This window comes from Terasakiella sediminum (genome assembly GCF_033100395.1).
Classification (GTDB): Bacteria; Pseudomonadota; Alphaproteobacteria; order Rhodospirillales; family Terasakiellaceae; genus Terasakiella.
This window is the reverse complement of the sequence record NZ_JAWLVJ010000034.1, coordinates 1-18,146: the sequence shown is the minus strand read 5'-3', so window position 1 is coordinate 18,146 and position 18,146 is coordinate 1. Positions and strand designations below refer to the sequence as shown.

The following is an 18,146-nucleotide window of genomic DNA, read 5'->3' as shown; positions in this document are numbered from 1 at the left end:
TTTCTCTTAAGTCAAATTTCATTAAATTAGCCATAACATGACGTTCCGATAGGCTGTTAGGAAACGTGTTTTCTTCACTGCATTTGATACATCTTGTGATTTCACTAAGATTGTATGTGGGGAGAATTCCAATGTTCACTTTCTTCCCCGTTTTGCTGTGTATTTAACGGCGACCCGTTCTTCGGGCTTGAGTTTTAATCCATTGTTAGTATCAAACCAGCCTTTATGTTTTCTATCGTAATAGAACTGATATAATTTCATTTCCGGGCGGCAAACATTGGTGACAATGCAAATCACATATTCACCAACATTAAACTGGTTATTCTGATGCTTTATGATGGTCTCATATTCATTAAAAGTGAAATCCGCCGTTACAACATCAATCCCACGCCCTTTAACCTCAATACAGAGAATTTCTTGCCCATTTTGTGAAACAGCTTGTAAATCATACCCAACATTTTTGTCTTCAAAAGATGTCACCGTGTAACCACAGTTCTCAAATTCATCTGTAACCAGCTTGATCGCGCCTTCTTCAATTTCTTTTTTACGTTCCTGATTTATTACTGGTTTTTTGCGTTTTTTACTGACTGAAAAACCGGATTTTCCATAAACAAGCCTCCAGAGCTTCTTTTCCATTTCAGAAAATTCTTCTTTCTCCGTGATGTAAAACGGTCTGGCCTGTTTCCATGTATCTCCAAGTCCTTTCAACAGTTCTATATCACGTTGCTCTGTTTCCAAGAAAAAGGCATCTCCTGAATTAGCACTGACGCGATAACAAGCGTCGTCATTAAAAGGGCGTACAATTTCATCAGGACAAAGTTGCTCTTGTCGATAGACACGTGCATTCTTATACCAACCGACAACTACCATGCCACCTGAGGGGTGTTTCGCCGTCCAAATAACGGTCACGCCATCGACATACTCATTTCCATCCTGATCTTGATCCACCTCACCAAGACGCTCGATATGAATACTATCGCCCTTGCTGATCCGGGCATATCCATAATGGCAATTGTCACTTTCAACTTGGAAGTTAAATGCTTCGTGCGGGTCTTCGCCTTCCTTTACATGTCCAAAAGTGGCATTCTTGATATTTTCAAAGCCTTTGTAATCTTCCATCCATTGTAGGCGGAAAAGCACCATTTTTTGACTACTCATGCCCACCACCATCTTAAAAGAGTTTCTTTAATGGGCAATAACCCTAAAGCCCAATACCCCATTGCAAATGGAAGCAAACTTTCAAGTAGGAAGTAGCGAACATTCCATAAAGTTGAAGTCCAATAAACAACTGTATCTTCGTTTGACGACTTGAAAGTATGTGCCAAGAACAGCAAATGAGTCCGCGAAGCTTCCACGAAAAAATGAACAACCAGATACGCCAACAAAAACATCAGTCCCGTATCAATAGCCTCGGGTGTTAAACCTTCAATTTTCAAGCCGAAGAAAGCTGCGCTTGAACTGTTGGCAGATGTTATTTGAAGGTCAAACGTTTTGTAAAAGATCGTAACCCCAGCTACAATCATCAAGTTTCGACGAATTCGGTCTGCACGTTCTGTTAAAGAGGGGGCTTGTAAGTCTTCTTCTCTTTTTTTTAATCTCTTTTCAAATTTTTCTTCCTGATACGCATCTTTTATGGCCATACATGTTTCAGCCACATGTTGTCTGAGGGACTTTTCCTCTTCTTGCTTTCTACGCCACTCTTTTACGTCCATCACACATCCTCCACATCGAACATGAGGGTGAGGAAGGTTTCTTCGGTAAGGCGGACTTTCCATGTTTCGTCGGCACGACGCAGGTTTTCGAGGTTGTTGTCGCCATTGACGAAGATGAGGTCGAATTCCATGTCACGGGTGTTGTATTGCTGCTTCTGAAACCACTCATCTAAAGCGTCATTGTCGCACTCGTTGGTGTTACGCCAGATAATCAGGGTGTTATCGCCATCTGGCATAGTACCCGTGACTTCATAGATACCTTTGGAACGGCGCATGGTCTTCACACGCAAGCCCAGCAGGTAGTTGAAGGTCTCAACCATATCGACACGCACATTGCGGGTCTCATCATCGCGTGTGACTTTCATGGTCACGTTGAACGGGTCTACAAAGCGATCCAGATCAAGCAAGGAACCCCGGCTTTCCACATCCAGCATATAATGCAGCATGTAATCTTCGCGGAAGTTCTTGTGCTTGTTGAGAAGCTCGTTCTGTTGTTCTGTGCGAGACAGGTTTAGGTTATTGGTCGCATCTTCATAGGATTCAAGGCGGATGTACTTTTGGATAGATGACACGCCATTTCGATCTACAGGTTTTCCGTTTTTCCACTTCTCTGAATAATGGGATTTTAAGACACGCGGTTTCGTAACAACATCAAAGTACGCACCCATCTCGCATACGATGAATTTTCTTTTACCTTCATCAAGTCTATTTAGATTTGCAACAGCATGTGCAGTAGTGCCCGATCCGGCAAAGAAATCAATAACCGTGTCATTGAGGCCAAGCTTCATTACCCGTAAGCTATCTTCAACGGCATGAATAGATTTCGGAAATGAAAATAAATTCGAATCACCAATGATTTTACTGAGGTAATTAGTTCCATATTCCGTAGCAGAATATTCCTTTTTATCCCATAGCGTCAGCGGCAAAGCTCCATCCATATTCATACGGGATTTACTGTAAATTCCCATTCCTCCTGTTTGATCTGGCTTCGCCATTAAATCGTTGATTTTTTCCTTTGCTGTTTCATGTCCCCATTTCCAAGTTTTTTCTTCACCATCACCATTGATGGGCAGAACAACAACTTCATCATCTAAAACGCCATCAATGGCATTCCATTGTTTTGCTTCTTCTTCCCATTCAAGTGATGGAATTCTTACACCATTCTCAGAAACATATATGGGGTAGAATAGTTTAGGTCGAGCAAAACGGTTGGCATTTTCACCGCCGTGCTTTCTAAAATTCACCCACTCAAAAGGACCTATAGAGTCTTTCTCTTTATAACGAGCTAACTGTTTGTCGTTTCTTGGTAATCTACCAATTTCAGCATTCTCGTTTGGTGCGCCAAAAATTAAATATTCATGAGCTACGGAGAAACCGCGAGCGGTTGACCTTCCTGCTGGGTTAGATCGGACAACAGCAGTTCCGAGAATCAGTTCTTCACCAATCATATCGCAAACAGTTTGATATAATCGGTGATATTCAAAGTCATCGATAGCCACACAGAATTGACCTGTGTCACTTAGTAAGTTCATTCCAGATTTTAATCTGTCTGATATTAATGAAATCCATGAAGAGTGCTTGAAGCCATTCTTGTAAACGATTTCAGAAGCATTAGTGTTGTACGGAGGATCAATATAAATACTTTTCAATTGGCCACGGTATCTTTCCTGTAAAGCCATCAAAGCCTGAAAGTTTTCACTATGAACCAGTACCCCACTGGTGTTTTCATCCAGATCATCAACCTCCGCAAGCAAACGGTCCTTGAAGTCTTGATCAAAAAATACTGTATCGAGAACCAGTGAGGGGTTCGCTTTGAGGAACTCGACGGTCAATGGGTTGCTGTAGGCGGGTGTGGTCTCAAATGACATGCTGCCTTGGTCATTTTCCTCATCAGAAGTCTCGCCAATTTCATCAATGGCGAAGAGCTTTACCCATTCTTCGCGCTGCGCATCATTGGCAGCAATTTCTTCATAGAGTTCTTCATCAATGCGATCCAGTGTGATGAGCCAGTTGGTTTCCAGCACGAATTTCTTTTTAAGCCAGAGTTTCTTCTGAAAATCTTCCAATTGCGCTAAGAATTCAATGACCTTGAGCGCAATCTTTTTCAAGGTAGCCGCTTTACTCAACATCTGTTGAGAAACCATGATTTGGGCATTCAGCTTGTCGGGATCATTAGGCAGAAGATCGTCCAGTACCATGACTTCGTTCTGGATAAAGAAATCCAGTTCGCGTTTGAGGAACTTACCCAAATCTTTATGGATGAAGTAGTCGAACGAATTCTTGGCTGTGTAATCCGTCAGATGCTTTTCCAGCACCGTGCGGTCTTTGTTTTTATCCGTTCCAACGTTGGCGGAGAGTGCTTCCAGCCAGATATTCCAGTCTTCAATATCCGAAGTTAGGGGCGATCCTTCGGTTAACCCCAAGATCGCCTCGACCGCCAAAGCGTTCAGGTCTTTCTGTTTGCGTTTTTCTTCATCTGCCCGATATTCAAAACGAATGATCAATTCACCGTTTTCAACGGCAATCGGGTCGGCACTATGCAGGATGAAGCGCCGTTCCTTATCGGCAGCCGCCTTGTTATTGTTCTGCTCGGTGGTGGCAGAAACCAGTTCAAAACGGACACGTTTGCCAATAATCGTACCAGTTGCCCCGGGAACAGCAGGAATGGTCACGGGAACTTTAAAGGCATAGGTTTGGAAGTTTTCCGCACTCTTGATGTAATATTGATCCGCGTTCGCCCAGTGAAGTTTGACCTCTTCACCTTCATACGGAAGGGCATAAACGCCTTCTTTGTAGCGACGAAGCGACATAAAGTCGCCATCACTGTAATAACGGGCAAAGAAGGTATAGAGATCGGAATAGACCTGTTCTTCCAGTTTCTCAATATCAACACCATTTTCAAGCTCGGCACGGAGTTCCTGAATACGGGGAACCGCGTTCGGGTCCATCCCTAAGGCTTGCGCATTCTTGATGGCACTATCGAGTTCTTCACGCTTAGAAGCCATACCTGCGGGTTGGAACTCAGCCAGTGCCGTTTTGACAGTCGGCAACAGGTCTTCGTTTAAGAAGGTTTCGACTTCACCACGCTTGGCATTCATGATGCGATAAATTCCAAAATCCAAATCCGCCTGATCCATCTGGAACATCTCACGGAGTTTATCTTTCAACTGGTCAAGTTTGCTGCTCATGGGAAAGAGTGCCTTTATTAATTTTATTATTTCAAATGTATTGGATTAATGAATTTGGGCAGATTGCTGAACGCCCATAATCTTACCGACGCGCTCAACCGCCAAAAATTCGTCGCCTGTATAAATTGGCATTTGTAAACCTGAGTTTTGCGCCCGTTTGAACTTATTAGTGCTGACTTTATTCAGGTCTTCGATCATCGCAATGACAGGATAATCATCGTCACTTTGGTGACTCACCAATTCCATCAATAACAGTTGGGCTTCCAACAATTTTTCAGTGGAATTCACCAGATACAAAGCACCTGTCTTGCTATTTGCAGGATTAGTCAGAACAAAGTCTGCTGCAAAATCTTTGAAACGAGGATCAATCGCTTGGTTTTCAGAAATGGTAAGCTTTCCACCAAACTGGTCTTCAAGGGCTTGCGCCACATCTTCGCGGAACGTGCTGCGAATAACATCGCGGGTCAGCAATGCTATATCACGCGCACGAACCAACGCGGACAGGAACTTAATAGCTGCAATGGAAAGGTTGTTCTGGTCGTATGCGTGGTTCGATTTAATCTGATAAGTATCTTTATCCCAATAGGCATCAGCCGAAGCCAAGACAGAATTTAATAGTTCGCTACGTTGTCCATTTTCAATATCAATACGAGAGGCAATCATCTCAGCCAGAAAGTCGCCGTCATCTTCAAAGGCGATGCCATCAGGTGTTTCTGTCATGTAGAAACTAATGCGGTCACCCGAATTGTCTTCAAACAATCCACTAATTGCCCAGCCTACAGGAACCGGGTTTATGCTTACTTCTGCACAAAATGTTTCGCAGAGTGATTTTTTTAAACTTCCAACATCCATCACAACAACGATCCCTTTTGTTCCGATACTCTAAAAAATGCTTTAGCCTGCTCCCAAAACTGATTTGCTGTCAGTGGTTCAACACGTCGATGATGGTTTTTGGCATTAGGAAACCTGTTTAAATTGTTTAAACTTGCGCTTCCTAATTCAATGCCGCTTGTTTCACAGCTTGAGTGAACATGAATTCCCGGGTGGTCTCCATGATACTCATACCGCGCTACAACAGAGCCATCTTTTGCCCCTGATTTAATCACCAGAATTGCCTGCCATTTATTGTATTTGGGTGCGCAATTCGCAAATAAAACAAATTCACGTCCATTTTCACCAACAGCCGAAGCTGACCTCCAAGTCCAATCATTTCGAATTGGCCTTGTTTTGTCATAGCAAGGAGCATGACGTGGTGGCAAATCATCTGTTCGCCAGTCAGTGTCACTCTTTTGCTCTTTAGCCTCAGTTATTATTTCACGAACACGCATAGTCCCTCCGGCCAACATGTTATCATCGAATTTCCCAACGAATAGTAAATAATGTTTCGATTTTACTTTCGCTTTCCATACGCTTGCGCAAGTTATCGATCAGTTGATCCCTCTTTTCTTCCGCCTCATCCTGAACATCAAAGATTTCACGACGGAGTTTTTTCTTTTTACGTTCCAAATCACGGATTTGTTCTTGGAGTTTCAACTGGACATCAAGGTCCGTGAGCTTATTGGCTTCACGTTGTAAATCCCGGATACGGTCTTTAGTGTCTTTCAGGTTTTTCTCGGCTGCAATTTCAACATCGCGCACCCACTTATCCAACTTTTCACGTTCGTCATTGAAGTGCTTGTGATTACGTTCTTCCGTTTGTCGTAAGGCAGTCTGAACATGTTGTTGAGAAACCGTTTTTAGGCGATCTTTTTCTTCTAAAGATAAAGGTGTAACGTCAGTTAATAGCGAGGCAGTGCAATCAAACATCTTTTCACTGACTTCCTGATCCAGTTCTTTTCCTTGATCTGTGAAGGCAGCGAAAAGTAAGAACTCATCATCTTCAAACGATCTGACATTTAAACGCTGTAACATCAAAATGCCCGATTGGCCTTGTAAAGCTTCAACAACGCTGATCTTGGTCGGATGATCGGTAATGTTGAACGCAACCGTTCTTTCGCTCAAGTCGTACTGCGCTGCTGTATCGATAACGTATTCGCCGAGCCTGTGGGATGGTCGATAAAGATATTGCCCGTGAATGTTGCCTTTTTCTTCCTTGTTGATAAGGTGATAGACACCCGTCTCAAGCCTCAAACCCTGTGGCGGTTTATCAAGGAAGAAGGTCAGGTGATCATCATCAAACCCTGCGCATTCACTGAGCACATGCTTGCTGGTTTCCCAGAAATATCGTCCAAAGCGATCAATGTTGCGTTTGGTTTCATCGAGATGGCTTTTCAATCGGCTATGCACATCTTCGTCAAAATGTTCCAGCAGTTTTGAACGGGTTTCCGACATCTTGGCATTGATGATCTCGTCCATTTCGGCTTGGAGGGCGTTGAAGGCTTTTTCGATTTCTTTGGGGTCGCGACAATCTTGATAAATTTGCAAAATGCGTTTTTCGAAATCAATCCCGTTTTCAAGTGAACCAAGCACTTCATCAGAGGCACCGAACACACCGGAGAACAGATTGAACTTTTCAGTTAAAAGCTGATGCACACGTTGATCGGCTTCATTGCGTTTATTCAGGAAGTTAATGACGACGACATCGTGTTTTTGCCCATATCGGTGACACCTGCCAATACGCTGTTCAACTCTCTGCGGGTTCCAAGGTAGGTCGTAATTGATCAGAAGAGGGCAGAATTGAAGGTTAATACCTTCTGCCCCGGCTTCTGTTGCGATCATGATTTCAGCTTCGTCACGGAAATGTTCCACGATCGCGGATTTTACATCCACCGGGCGCGATCCAGTGATACGCCCTGTACTGACATTCTTGTTTAGCCAGTTCTTGTATATTGATTTGGCAATATCATCGCCGTTCGTGCCATTGAAAAGAACGATCTTGCCCTTGAACCCATTTTCTTCAAGAAACGACAATAAGAAATCTTGTGTCCGTCGAGATTCAGTGAAAATCAAGGCTTTGCGCGGGGCATTGGTTTCTTTAAGACTTGAGAAACCTTTATCCAATGCTGTCAGCAATGAACGCGCTTTGGTATCGGTCTTTAGGGATTTTGCTAATTGAATGAACCTTGTGAGTTCGTCAATCTCTCTTTGCAGGCTCTTGGAGTAAGCGGATAGGTCTTGCTCTTTGTTGTTTTCAGGTGTTTCAATTTCCTCAAATTCAAAATCGAACTCTTCATCAAGGTATTCATCTACAATATCAAGATCACCCAAAATTTGGTTATCTTCATTTTCTGTAGATTGATTTTCCTTGAGAGCCTCAAGGCGTTGTACCATCGCTTCCAAGGTGCCGATGATAGCATTCGTTGAAGATGCCAAGAGCTTACGCAAAATAAGCGTAATGAGGTGTTTTTGCCGCTGTGGGATCGCATGAGTTTGCTTGCGGCTTAAAAACGCCGATACAGCATCGTAAAGAGCTTGTTCATCATCAGTGGGGGTGAACGGCACGGTAAGGGCTTTACGCTCGGTATATCGGATATATTCAAGAACCTGAGAACGAAGAGTTCGATGGCAGAAAGGTGTCATTCGTTCTCGCAAATCCTCAAGGTCGCTTTTTACTGCCGTATATTGTGATCGGAACGAGCGAATATGACCGAAAATACGATCATCAATCAAACTGGCGAGACCAAATATTTCGTCCAGCTTATTTTGTAAGGGAGTGGCGGTTAGGAGAACTTTCTTGGTGTCTTCCAAAGCCCACTTGATTGCCTTACCAATTTTGTTCTTTTTTTGATAAACATTTCTAAGTTTGTGCGCTTCATCAATTACCGCCAAATCCCAACCAACTTGACGTACTTCTGCTTGCTGTCGGTTTGCGTATTGATAGGAGGTAATGACAATGGATTGCTTTTGATCAAAAGGGTTTATCGCGCCTTTTTTCTTGAAGTCCCGTGCTGTCTTTGCATCTAAAACAATAGAAGGGAGGTTGAATTTCTCTTCTAATTCATTTTGCCATTGCTTGCGAAGGGATGCCGGACAAACGATAAGTAATTTTCGTTTTCGCTCTGCCCACAGTTGACATAGCAAAAGTCCAGATTCGATAGTTTTCCCTAAACCGACTTCATCAGCCAGAATGACACCCTTGCTCAAAGGGGAGCGTAAGGCAAACAGGGCAGCATCAATCTGATGTGGGTTTAAATCGACATACGCATCAAATAATGATCGTGATAATCGTTCAACACCACCATGACCGTGTTTCTGAGACAGAACTTGTGCATAATACTTTGCATGAAATGGTGTGATTTGCATTTATAGCCCCAAATATAACTCCCTCAATTTCGTTAGCACAATGAAGGAAATAAGGCCAGAAATTACACGCTTAAATATTATGGTGAATGTTTTTTACTACGACCTTCTTTTCTCTAACGCATCAACCAGTTCAGCAAGCACCTCGAGGTCTGCATCAGGAAAGGTTTTGAGGGCATATTGAATTTTTTGTGCAGCTTTTGTGAGTTCTGTTTCAACACTGGGAAGTTCACAATCTTCAAAGAAAGCGAAAATGGGACATTCAAGTTTTCGGGCGATTTCTTCCAGCGTCCCAATAGACGGGGAAACATGACCATTTTCAATCTTTGAAATTGTCTCAACGGTCTTCAATGTGGCACGGGCAAGCCTTGCCTGTGTGAAGCCTTTTTGCTTTCGCAATGCCCTTATGCGGCGACCAATCTGTTTTGTCAGTGAATCCATCATGTGATGGATATTGCTCTAATTATTCAACTTTAACTATTGACGTAATTAGTCATTATTTTTTATTGTCGTAAATATTCAATTTTGTGCTCAATTGGTTTTAGGGGGAGTTCATATGAAGTCGATTATGGCCGTTGGTCTGATGCTGGCAGGGATAATTTGGTCAAACGCGGCACATGCAGGGGACTATCTGGTTACAGTTTATTGCAATGGTGAACCACCTCGTCAGGTTGTCGTCACTGTGTCGGCTGTCAATTATGCAGTAAAAGCTGCGGAACGTCAGAACCCGGGTTGCAAAGTTGTGTTTTCGCGGAAGGTAGATTAATGACTGTTATTTTTGAACATGCTGACAAGCAGAAGAAAAAAGCACTCTCAACAGGGTTTGATTTCGTAGGCTTTATTTCACCATTATTGTTAGGCATTCCGTTGCTTCTGCGCCGCCAATGGACGCTGGCAATCGTATGCTTTCTGAGCATCTTCATCTGTATCGCTACAGCAAAGGTAGCAAGTGAAGTCATTCGCGGAACATTAGTTGGCTCAAATGCCACATATGTGATCTCATATGACGTACCCTACGAAGACCCGGTGACAGGTGAAGTAAAACTAACCAGCCATGAAGATGCGATGGTCACAGTGCGCATTATCAGCGTGATTATCGCTTTATTTGTACTGATTGGAATTATGGTTACCGCTGGCTTGGTCGGTCGTAAAGGGCAAGCAAAGGCATTGCTGAATGCAGGTTGGCAAATCCCCAATCGCCAAGACCCAACAGTTCAGGCAGCATTGTTAAAATGGGGTGTCTGACATTGCTTCGCTTTGCTGCACTACTTCTGTGTGCTGTCCTCATAACAGGTTGCATCAAAATACATGTTCATTCGACAATCGTTGATGAAGATACAATTAAATCCGATGTCTCAATGATCACCAATGTTCTGGTGGCAGAAAACATCAAAGAGTCCTTGCGAGATGAACCGATTCATATCGGCACTCGTCATCTGGATGATGGGCAGGTCGAACTCTATTTTACGATGGAAAACTTCCCTTTCGATCAAGCCGATTGGGATTGCTCAGGATTGTTCACAGCCGATTGCAAACTGACTGTACGCCAAGTTTTTGAACTTCCAGCCAGCATGACAATTTTGCAGACAATGGCGGATCAGAAAGGCGGGATGTCAGATGAGTTTGAACCAACACTGACGTTTACGCTTGATCTGCCCAAAACGGCGAGAAACAGGAGCAGCAATGCCGATGTCAATAACTGGAATACGACCTATCAGTGGCATCTGAATTTGAGAAAAAACAATATGCTCAATGCATGGGTCAAAGCAGAGTTGCCGTAATGTGATGAAGTGGGTGTTTCTTTTTCTGCTTATAATATCCCCATTATGTGCGCAAGCAACAACGGAACAAGAACTAATGGACCCAAACCATTGGCTGGAACAAGAACGTGCTGCCCGTGGTGTTGGTGCGTCAGATAAACACCTAAAAGAACGCGCCGAATATTGCTACGATCAAAAACTTGCCGTGAACAAGGTATTCTCAAAATCTGCGCATAAAGTTTGGTCTTTTTCGGTCAACAAACCTAACGGTTTTATGGTGACCGCTGACATTCAGCGTTTCGAACGGAAATTACGCAATACTTCCGAATATGCTTATAAAAAAATTGGCAAAGCCATGCATAATGGCGCACCAGCATCTGAATGCGACCATCAACGTGATGACGCGATCAAAACGATGAATTGTTTGATGGCGATCCTGCCTCGTTTCGAATTGATCGGCATTACTGAGAAAGAATTCCAGAATGTTGATTGTACTTGGCAAATGGATACCAGTCGCCCTTAACCTGCCAATGCCTCAATATGCCGCCACACGCGGGTTTGCAACGTGCGAAGCTCTTCCCATCCCTTCAAATATGCTTCACGTTCACAGTTTTGTACGGCTTTAATTACCTCTTCGGTGTCTTGGGCAATCGAGTTCAGTGAAAACCATAAACGTACCCATGCGGACAGGTCTGGCGATTTTCGTTTTGCCCATTGTGACCGGATCGTACTACCACCGTATCCGAACATGTTAGAGTATTCATCTGCCGTTTCGACCGTTCCAAGACTTTTTAAATCTGCATATAGCTCACGGGTATTCATCAAATTCACCTCCTTGATTTCTAAATATTTATCATTTCAGAACCGTAGTGCTGCCCAGAGAGCGGAAATTGATAAATAAATTCAGATAAGCTTCGAGGAGAAAGAAAATGCACTATGAAAACCATGTTGAAAATATTGCCAGAAAATATCCACATTGTTTTTGTCTTGAAAGTAAGCTCATCAGCACCTTTGAGCGTTTAGACAACACCACGGTTCAACATTTAATTACGGATGGAATCGGATTGACCGCCACCCGGGAAACGTTGCGTGAAGAACGCCAACTGTTTGGCAGCTATCAGATTTTCATCCATACAAAGTCAAAAGAAGATATGGATAGCCTTATGGCTCTCATTTAGTGGCCTTCGGGCCATAACCTTTTGCAAAGATAGACTAAATGATACTCATGCACTTGGCCGACAATATCAGTCGGCCATATGCTCTTTCTATGGAATTGAAAGCATAAAGGTACGTCATGAAAGAGCTAAAGTTCAGCACACACACACGCCCCACGGTTCAAGAGAAAAGAAAGCGCAAAGGTGCCGATGTCATGGTTGAAGGAATCGAAAATCAGATTGCCTACATTAATGACCCGACCTTTAAAATCGAACGTTATCGCTATGTGAGCCATGAAGACGAAGATGGTAAGATCACCAAGAAGAAAAAAATCGTCGCCGCCAAGCCCAGAGAGTGGTTTTGGAAAAATGAAGCCGGGATTTGGCTGGTGGAATTACGGTACGGTTCTTCTTACACTTTCGAAGTCGAACCCGGGAAACCTTCCATCGAATGTGGATCAAATAAACAGGACATTGTGGAAGTCTTGGAAACCATCAAAAAAATGATCATTGCAGGTAAGTTGGATAAACAAATTGCAGACTGTAAAGATCGTGCGCGTCGTCGCGTTAAATAATTCGTGTCATTTTAAACCACATCAGGCGGCTTCGGAGTGCTGGTTCTCGCACTCCGTTTTACCGTTACCATCAAGTAAAGATCGACCTAAAAAATCTTTGAAACTGTTGTACTCAGAATTTGATTGATAGGCAGGATAAACAGAGTGCTGATTGTAAGCGTTTACATTGGTAATCGGCAATTCAATCCCCTTAATTGTGTCTAATGACATGCCCACCCAGAACCTATCTGGGTCAGGAATCACGCCATTAATTTTCAGTTCCGCGATCTCTACATCTGCACTTGCAATACGTTCACGGGCATCATTGGCGAACTTTTTATCCAGTTCATAGCCAACGAACTTACGACCATGCGCAAGGGCAGCAATAGCTGTTGTACCTGATCCCATGAATGGATCGAGAATAACATCGTCTGGTCCTGACAGGAGTTCAATTAGTCGAGAAGGAAGGTCCACCCGGAACGGAGCGGGATGTCCATCATCTTTACGACTTTCAGGGCGCAGGAACCAGTTACTGACGGTTGCCGACAAAAAAGTGCCGCGCGAACAACTTTCAACGCTGGAATATTTTTCACGTTTGAATTCATCGCCTTTGTAGAACAGAAGGATGGGTTCATGCTCTTCACGAATATTTGGAGCAGACGCACGACAATAGCTGCCAAATTGCGTAGATTGTTTTTTTACACCACATTTAACCCAGTTGATCCGACCAAAGCTTTTAAAACCAGTCTGGATCATCAACTCTGTCCACATATGCGCCAATGGGTATTTTGTTGTTCCCGCTGTTTCAGCAACGTTGATTGCAACCCGCCCACCATCTTCGGTCACACGGAATAGTTCTTCTGCGATTTGGCGTTTTTCATTCCAATATGTGTCCCAATCCAGATTGTCCTGAACAGAACCATAATCAATACCGACATTATAAGGCACAGAAGTGACGGTCAGTCCAATGCTGTCATTTGACAGATGTTTCATATCAGCGCATGAATGATGATGGATCACATCAGTGTCAAAATCATGCTTACCAGAAAGTTCTTTCGCGCGTTTCTGACGCCCCACGCGTTTCCAGTATTCCACGGGTAGATTAGGAATGCTTGGGTGGGAACGGTCATAGAAAACATGCCCATTATATTGACCAAGTTCTTCAAAATACTTTGTGAAACGCTCATGATCGCCCCAAATCACCAAGGCAAGGCCATGAGGCAGGGTATCGTGTTTGTGAACGAGATTTCCATTCTCATCAAAGTTGCGGAACTTCATCTTGCCTGTGATGAAAAATACTTTTGCATGATCCTTGATATACTTTTCCCAATAGCGGGTATGTGTCCGCGCAGGGAGAAGCATCACAACGGTCCGTGTCTTGGGTTTCCGGCGTTTACCAGAAGCCACTGTAGGGGCGTTTCCCATACTCTTGCACCAAACACTATCGGCAGCCTTTTCAACCCACGGGGCAAGGTTCTCGTAGGGACCATTGACGTAGACAGTTCCGAACCAATCTTGCACCAACCCATCATCTTCACGAGTATAGTGGGTCTTGGCATTGACCGGGGCTTTTCCCCCCTTGCAGGGACTACAAGGGTCAACATCAAAAGGTTGGTTTCTGTTTGCTGCATACAAGTGATCAAGAAAATCCTGCGGTGAGTATGCTTCCACCGAACGCTTCAACCCCGGACGGTTCAAGAACAGGTCTTTGACATGCTGTTTTGTTTTGCTCTTCTTAGAACGGTTATCGTTGCTGGCTTTTTTAGCTGAGGGTTTCTCAGGGCGATTGTCATTACTTGCAGGCTGGACATATTCAATCAAAGACACCGCGCATTCCGACAGATATTTGTGGTAAAAACGATTAGTATAGTTCGCCGCGAAGATTTCAGTTTTCTCTTTATCGCCAGCGTCGCACAAACCGCTTTTATAGCTATAGACATAACCATTAAGCTTCGCAGTGCGTTGGCGCATCTCTTCACTGTTGTTGATGGTCAGCAGGACATTGTGGTCGCATGCGTCGATATTTGCGAAGAATGCGTCCATGTCGATCTCGCCAAAACGATAAACCTGCGAACCTTTGTCGGCATATGGCGCATCCAGATAATTCAACACACCTTCACCATCAGCATTCATAACTTCTGCGTAATCGAGGTTGGTGATTTTTACGCCTTCAAGAAGACGGCTGAATTCGAAATGACGGTTAATGTATGACTGTTTAATGCCACGGCCATCTTTCAGGTATGATTTGTTGAACCCAGCCTTGTGAGTTGCGCCACCTCGGACCAAGCGGTTTACCATCCATAGGGCAACGGCTTTTGTGACCTTATCTTCATCATCCATAAGAGATTTCATCTCAAAGAAGAACTCTTCACTCCCCAACCCATGTTCGGCATGAAGTTTTGTTGCCAGTTCAACGAACTCACCAACATGATCGCGAACAACGGTCCAATAGTTCACAAAGTCGGGATCAATGTCGTTGATCCAATAGTGTTCCGCAATTCCAGCACGTTTCGCAGTCAAAGTGAAAGCCGCAGAATTGCAAAACGGTTCACGGATTTCCTTGATACCATTCGGGCGAACACTGACCAGAAGCTTGGATGTTTTGTGGCATCCACCCGCTGCTTTCAGCGGGGATGCCCAGTTAGTTGGAATACGTTCACGAATAACCATTATGCGACCTCCTTGTTTTGGTTGTTCTCAGTGTTATCATTTGCAGCTACACGATCAGCAGCGGAAATGATTTTCAAATTACCGTCTTCGGTGATTTCGGCAGCCAAGTTGATACGACCACCTTTTGCCACCAGTTCGGATAGATAATCAGGATCAATCACCACCTTCGACGTATGAGGGCGAGATTTAGTTTTCTGCCGCACGGGCTTTGCTTTTGGGGATTTGTCCTCTGCGTCATCATCAGCAGGATCATCTTTTTTAGATGCACGATAGTCTGCGGCGATTTTAGTAAGCCCACCGTTCTCGTCAGCAATCCAACGAGCTACATCTTCCGCGACAAACTCTTTGCCTTCGTACTGTTTCAACGCGGCACACAGAACTAATGCACGGATATTGAAACGTTGACGCTGATCATCGCCTTGACGATGGAATAGGGTTTTAATGACCAGCAAAGCCAGTTCGTCATACGCACGGTCAGAAACAGTTACGCCACGGGCAGCACACGCCTTGACAAAGGCATCAGGGTCCTGACGTGCATGATGCAGAATAACCGCAGCTTCACCCATAATTTCGCGAAGTTTCTTACGAGAAGCATTGTAAGCGTCGATGTAGGCATCAACCTGATCACAGGCATTGTTAAGCATTTTCGTAAAGTCAGTCATGATCATATTCCTCTCTAAAAATTGATAAATGAATATGGGCATTAGGCAGCCATAGCAGCCGCGCAGGGCGGCTGCTTGGTTGGTTGGCGATTGTCGTTAGCTGCTTTGGGGATATGACGAGAGGTAGTGATGCGTGTGACCGTCAGGGTGCTGCCTTGTTTCACACCTGCAAAAGATTTGTGGCTTTTCACGTTCAAAGTGTGGACATTGTGTGTTCCTTTTTTCATGATAGGTCTCCTCTATGGTTTCTGCATGAGACCAATGTGGATTTCTCATGCTACCATTTGGGTATACCAGCCTTTATGGTTTAAGGCATTGTAATGCAATGAACTTTTCAAGCTAACCCTTGTGATGTTCTGTTTTTTGGGGTTGACAATGGGATTGAATAATCGGTTCGTGGGTTTTGTTAGAAAAAACGGTAAACGCAAGTTGGATGTTTGCCATGAAACTCAGATTATTTCTGATTTCGTTAGAGAAATTGGTGGAGACCTTCTTGATACCGTCCCTGATGAACAGGGACTTTCTTCTGATGACTTTCAGCAGTTGATTGATGACTTCTATGATCTAAAACCCGTGGTCATCATACCGAATAGGAATCATGTGAAAGACTTGCAAATTTTGTCTTTAATCATGAAACACAACATAGCTGTTATTAGTGTTGAAGATTACCCACAAGAAGTGGATTTTCGAGACAATAATTTTATGATCAGTGAGGCATTAAATATTCATAGACGCTTGTACAGCGCATTTACGAAATTAGCGGCCCAAGCCAAACGTGAAGGTCTTTCAAAAAGAGAACGTGCTTACCATGATAGGGAAAAAGCTCTTATACAAGCTCACGACAAATTGTTATTGCCGATTATTAAAAGAGAAATTGAAAAACATCAAATCACTGGCCCTGAAAACCTGACGAATGCACTGGAAGCATTAAGGCAAAAGGATCAATCTTTAGCCCCCACATTTATGGACGGTGCGTGGTATCCTAAAACTGTTCGGGCAATGAGAAGCCGAAACCCTGAAATTGATGACTGGCTTAACGAACAAAAAAGAAGAGCTAAAGAGAAGTAAATCTATTCTACCTGCTTAATATGGGGGATGCAGATTATCACGCACCGTTTAATTGCGCCTTTGCCGCTTTCACAATATCACCGACCTTGCGCTCAGATTAATTAGTCCTTGTCAGTCTTGGCAAAGACAATGATCGCCACTGCATTCGTTGGACAGCATTGTGTATCAGGAGCTGGACTATCTGGAACAGCTAAACGCACCCCATATTCAAAGGCCGAACAATCGTTTGGAACTTCTTTCATTATAAGAACGAAATCATTCATTTTTTCCGTTAGTTCCTCTGAGGCAATTCCTGCCTTTGCCTCTTTAGTGTAACGTTCGAGGACTTCATCCAGAAGGTCTAACTCAATGTACACCCAACCGATTTTGTCACTGCCATAAGGGGAGTAGTCATGTTGGTTGAAGAAAAAACTTTCTTCATAGCTGACTTTGTTTTTAGGGAACTTTTTGCGCATTTTTTCAGCGAGGTCTTTAAGCACATTCTGGTTTTCGAAACGATGAAGGGTGTATTCATCTCCACCAAATGCGATCTTCTTTTGTTCCCCGATACGTTCTGCATCATTTACTTGAAGCATTACGCGGTTTTGGTTCACATAGAACTCTTGTTCGCAAAAATCCTCCAAGGCATCGCAAATATCCATATCATCCCATTTACGGCCCATGATCGTAAATGCCTTCCATGATGGGTCATATCTTGTGGTTTGCTTTAGCGTCTTCTTCATTTCTGATCTCCAACGAACGGTGTGACACAGAAATGCTGATGATCAATGCCGCGCTGTACAGCGAGTTTTGCCTGAGTTGGTGTCAGAAGAGCTTTGTGGCGGAAAGTCACGTTGACGACACGGTAAAACTCCCAGCCGTATACAGTACGTTCAATAACCAATGCTTTGTTATTCCCAAGCGGAACAGCAAACTGACCACCAACACGTTCATTGCCACGTAAGCGGTATTTTTTGAAAGCACGTTCAGCTTTATGTGCGAGGGACTGATCCATATGGCGAAAGCGTTTAAACTTCTGCATAATCCATTAATCCTTATAACTAACCACCCTCCCATCGAGGGCGTTTTCTGACTATGAATCTACGCCAGAAACCGAACAGTGCCAATTTACCTTTTACTTTAAAAATCAATTAGTTATT

General features: G+C 43.7%; 20 protein-coding genes. 7 read left to right on the top strand and 13 right to left on the bottom strand.

Going from position 1 to position 18,146, the window contains the following annotated elements; all coding sequences use genetic code 11:
• Window positions 1-135 precede the first annotated feature (135 nt).
• The 7 genes from RYZ26_RS18405 to RYZ26_RS18375 form a co-directional block, all read right to left on the bottom strand.
• The gene (locus RYZ26_RS18405) at window positions 136-1,158 is read right to left on the bottom strand and encodes a protein NO VEIN domain-containing protein (protein WP_317684718.1); all 1,023 of its coding nucleotides are present in this window, start codon (window positions 1,156-1,158) and stop codon (window positions 136-138) included.
• The gene (locus RYZ26_RS18400; protein ID WP_317684717.1) at window positions 1,155-1,712 is read right to left on the bottom strand and encodes a hypothetical protein; all 558 of its coding nucleotides are present in this window, start codon (window positions 1,710-1,712) and stop codon (window positions 1,155-1,157) included. The genes RYZ26_RS18405 and RYZ26_RS18400 overlap by 4 nt, the downstream gene beginning before the upstream one ends.
• Window positions 1,712-4,849, bottom strand: a complete 3,138-nt coding sequence (locus RYZ26_RS18395; protein WP_317684716.1) for a site-specific DNA-methyltransferase — start codon at window positions 4,847-4,849, stop codon at window positions 1,712-1,714. Before RYZ26_RS18395 ends, RYZ26_RS18400 begins: the two co-directional genes overlap by 1 nt.
• 96 nt (window positions 4,850-4,945) lie before the next feature.
• Entirely contained in the window at window positions 4,946-5,752 is an 807-nt protein-coding gene (locus RYZ26_RS18390) for a DUF1828 domain-containing protein (RefSeq protein ID WP_317684727.1), read from the bottom strand.
• Window positions 5,752-6,228, bottom strand: coding sequence for a hypothetical protein (locus RYZ26_RS18385; RefSeq protein WP_317684715.1), 477 nt, complete (start codon window positions 6,226-6,228; stop codon window positions 5,752-5,754). Before RYZ26_RS18385 ends, RYZ26_RS18390 begins: the two co-directional genes overlap by 1 nt.
• A gap of 22 nt (window positions 6,229-6,250) precedes the next feature.
• Complete coding sequence (locus tag RYZ26_RS18380; protein WP_317684714.1) at window positions 6,251-9,142, bottom strand: SNF2-related protein; 2,892 nt, start codon at window positions 9,140-9,142, stop codon at window positions 6,251-6,253.
• A 96-nt stretch (window positions 9,143-9,238) separates the two neighbouring features.
• A complete protein-coding gene (locus RYZ26_RS18375) occupies window positions 9,239-9,583 on the bottom strand; it encodes a helix-turn-helix domain-containing protein (RefSeq protein ID WP_317684713.1) in 345 nt (114 codons plus the stop codon).
• 112 nt (window positions 9,584-9,695) lie between these two features.
• Between RYZ26_RS18375 and RYZ26_RS18370 the strand changes: the two genes are divergently transcribed.
• From RYZ26_RS18370 to RYZ26_RS18355, 4 genes are read left to right on the top strand one after another with little or no spacing between them, the layout of a single operon-like run.
• Complete coding sequence (locus tag RYZ26_RS18370) at window positions 9,696-9,905, top strand: hypothetical protein (RefSeq protein ID WP_317684712.1); 210 nt, start codon at window positions 9,696-9,698, stop codon at window positions 9,903-9,905.
• Window positions 9,905-10,384, top strand: a complete 480-nt coding sequence (locus RYZ26_RS18365; RefSeq protein WP_317684711.1) for a hypothetical protein — start codon at window positions 9,905-9,907, stop codon at window positions 10,382-10,384. The genes RYZ26_RS18370 and RYZ26_RS18365 overlap by 1 nt, the downstream gene beginning before the upstream one ends.
• 2 nt (window positions 10,385-10,386) lie before the next feature.
• Window positions 10,387-10,920, top strand: a complete 534-nt coding sequence (locus RYZ26_RS18360) for a hypothetical protein (protein WP_317684710.1) — start codon at window positions 10,387-10,389, stop codon at window positions 10,918-10,920.
• Window position 10,921: 1 nt separating this feature from the next.
• On the top strand, window positions 10,922-11,422 hold the full coding sequence (locus RYZ26_RS18355; RefSeq protein ID WP_317684709.1) for a hypothetical protein: 501 nt from the start codon (window positions 10,922-10,924) through the stop codon (window positions 11,420-11,422).
• Here RYZ26_RS18355 and RYZ26_RS18350 read toward each other — a convergent pair.
• Complete coding sequence (locus RYZ26_RS18350) at window positions 11,419-11,721, bottom strand: hypothetical protein (RefSeq protein WP_317684708.1); 303 nt, start codon at window positions 11,719-11,721, stop codon at window positions 11,419-11,421. The two genes, RYZ26_RS18355 and RYZ26_RS18350, sit on opposite strands and share 4 nt — an antisense overlap.
• Window positions 11,722-11,828: 107 nt before the next feature.
• On the opposite strand from RYZ26_RS18350, the gene RYZ26_RS18345 reads away from it, so the two are divergent.
• Window positions 11,829-12,077, top strand: coding sequence for a hypothetical protein (locus tag RYZ26_RS18345; protein WP_317684707.1), 249 nt, complete (start codon window positions 11,829-11,831; stop codon window positions 12,075-12,077).
• A gap of 191 nt (window positions 12,078-12,268) precedes the next feature.
• Window positions 12,269-12,628: a hypothetical protein gene (locus RYZ26_RS18340; RefSeq protein ID WP_317684706.1), complete on the top strand. Its 360-nt coding sequence runs from the start codon at window positions 12,269-12,271 to the stop codon at window positions 12,626-12,628.
• 21 nt (window positions 12,629-12,649) lie between these two features.
• Here RYZ26_RS18340 and RYZ26_RS18335 read toward each other — a convergent pair whose 3' ends face one another.
• From RYZ26_RS18335 to RYZ26_RS18325, 3 genes are read right to left on the bottom strand one after another with little or no spacing between them, the layout of a single operon-like run.
• Complete coding sequence (locus RYZ26_RS18335; RefSeq protein ID WP_317684705.1) at window positions 12,650-15,277, bottom strand: DNA N-6-adenine-methyltransferase; 2,628 nt, start codon at window positions 15,275-15,277, stop codon at window positions 12,650-12,652.
• Complete coding sequence (locus RYZ26_RS18330; protein WP_317684704.1) at window positions 15,277-15,939, bottom strand: hypothetical protein; 663 nt, start codon at window positions 15,937-15,939, stop codon at window positions 15,277-15,279. Before RYZ26_RS18330 ends, RYZ26_RS18335 begins: the two co-directional genes overlap by 1 nt.
• Window positions 15,940-15,980: 41 nt before the next feature.
• Entirely contained in the window at window positions 15,981-16,166 is a 186-nt protein-coding gene (locus RYZ26_RS18325; protein WP_317684703.1) for a hypothetical protein, read from the bottom strand.
• 148 nt (window positions 16,167-16,314) lie between these two features.
• On the opposite strand from RYZ26_RS18325, the gene RYZ26_RS18320 reads away from it, so the two are divergent.
• Complete coding sequence (locus tag RYZ26_RS18320; RefSeq protein ID WP_317684702.1) at window positions 16,315-17,007, top strand: hypothetical protein; 693 nt, start codon at window positions 16,315-16,317, stop codon at window positions 17,005-17,007.
• A 101-nt stretch (window positions 17,008-17,108) separates the two neighbouring features.
• On the opposite strand, the gene RYZ26_RS18315 is transcribed toward RYZ26_RS18320, so the two are convergent.
• Together RYZ26_RS18315 and RYZ26_RS18310 are read right to left on the bottom strand one after the other, a co-directional pair.
• Window positions 17,109-17,729, bottom strand: a complete 621-nt coding sequence (locus RYZ26_RS18315) for a hypothetical protein (protein ID WP_317684701.1) — start codon at window positions 17,727-17,729, stop codon at window positions 17,109-17,111.
• On the bottom strand, window positions 17,726-18,028 hold the full coding sequence (locus RYZ26_RS18310; RefSeq protein WP_317684700.1) for a hypothetical protein: 303 nt from the start codon (window positions 18,026-18,028) through the stop codon (window positions 17,726-17,728). The genes RYZ26_RS18315 and RYZ26_RS18310 overlap by 4 nt, the downstream gene beginning before the upstream one ends.
• Between the last annotated feature and the right edge of the window lie 118 nt (window positions 18,029-18,146).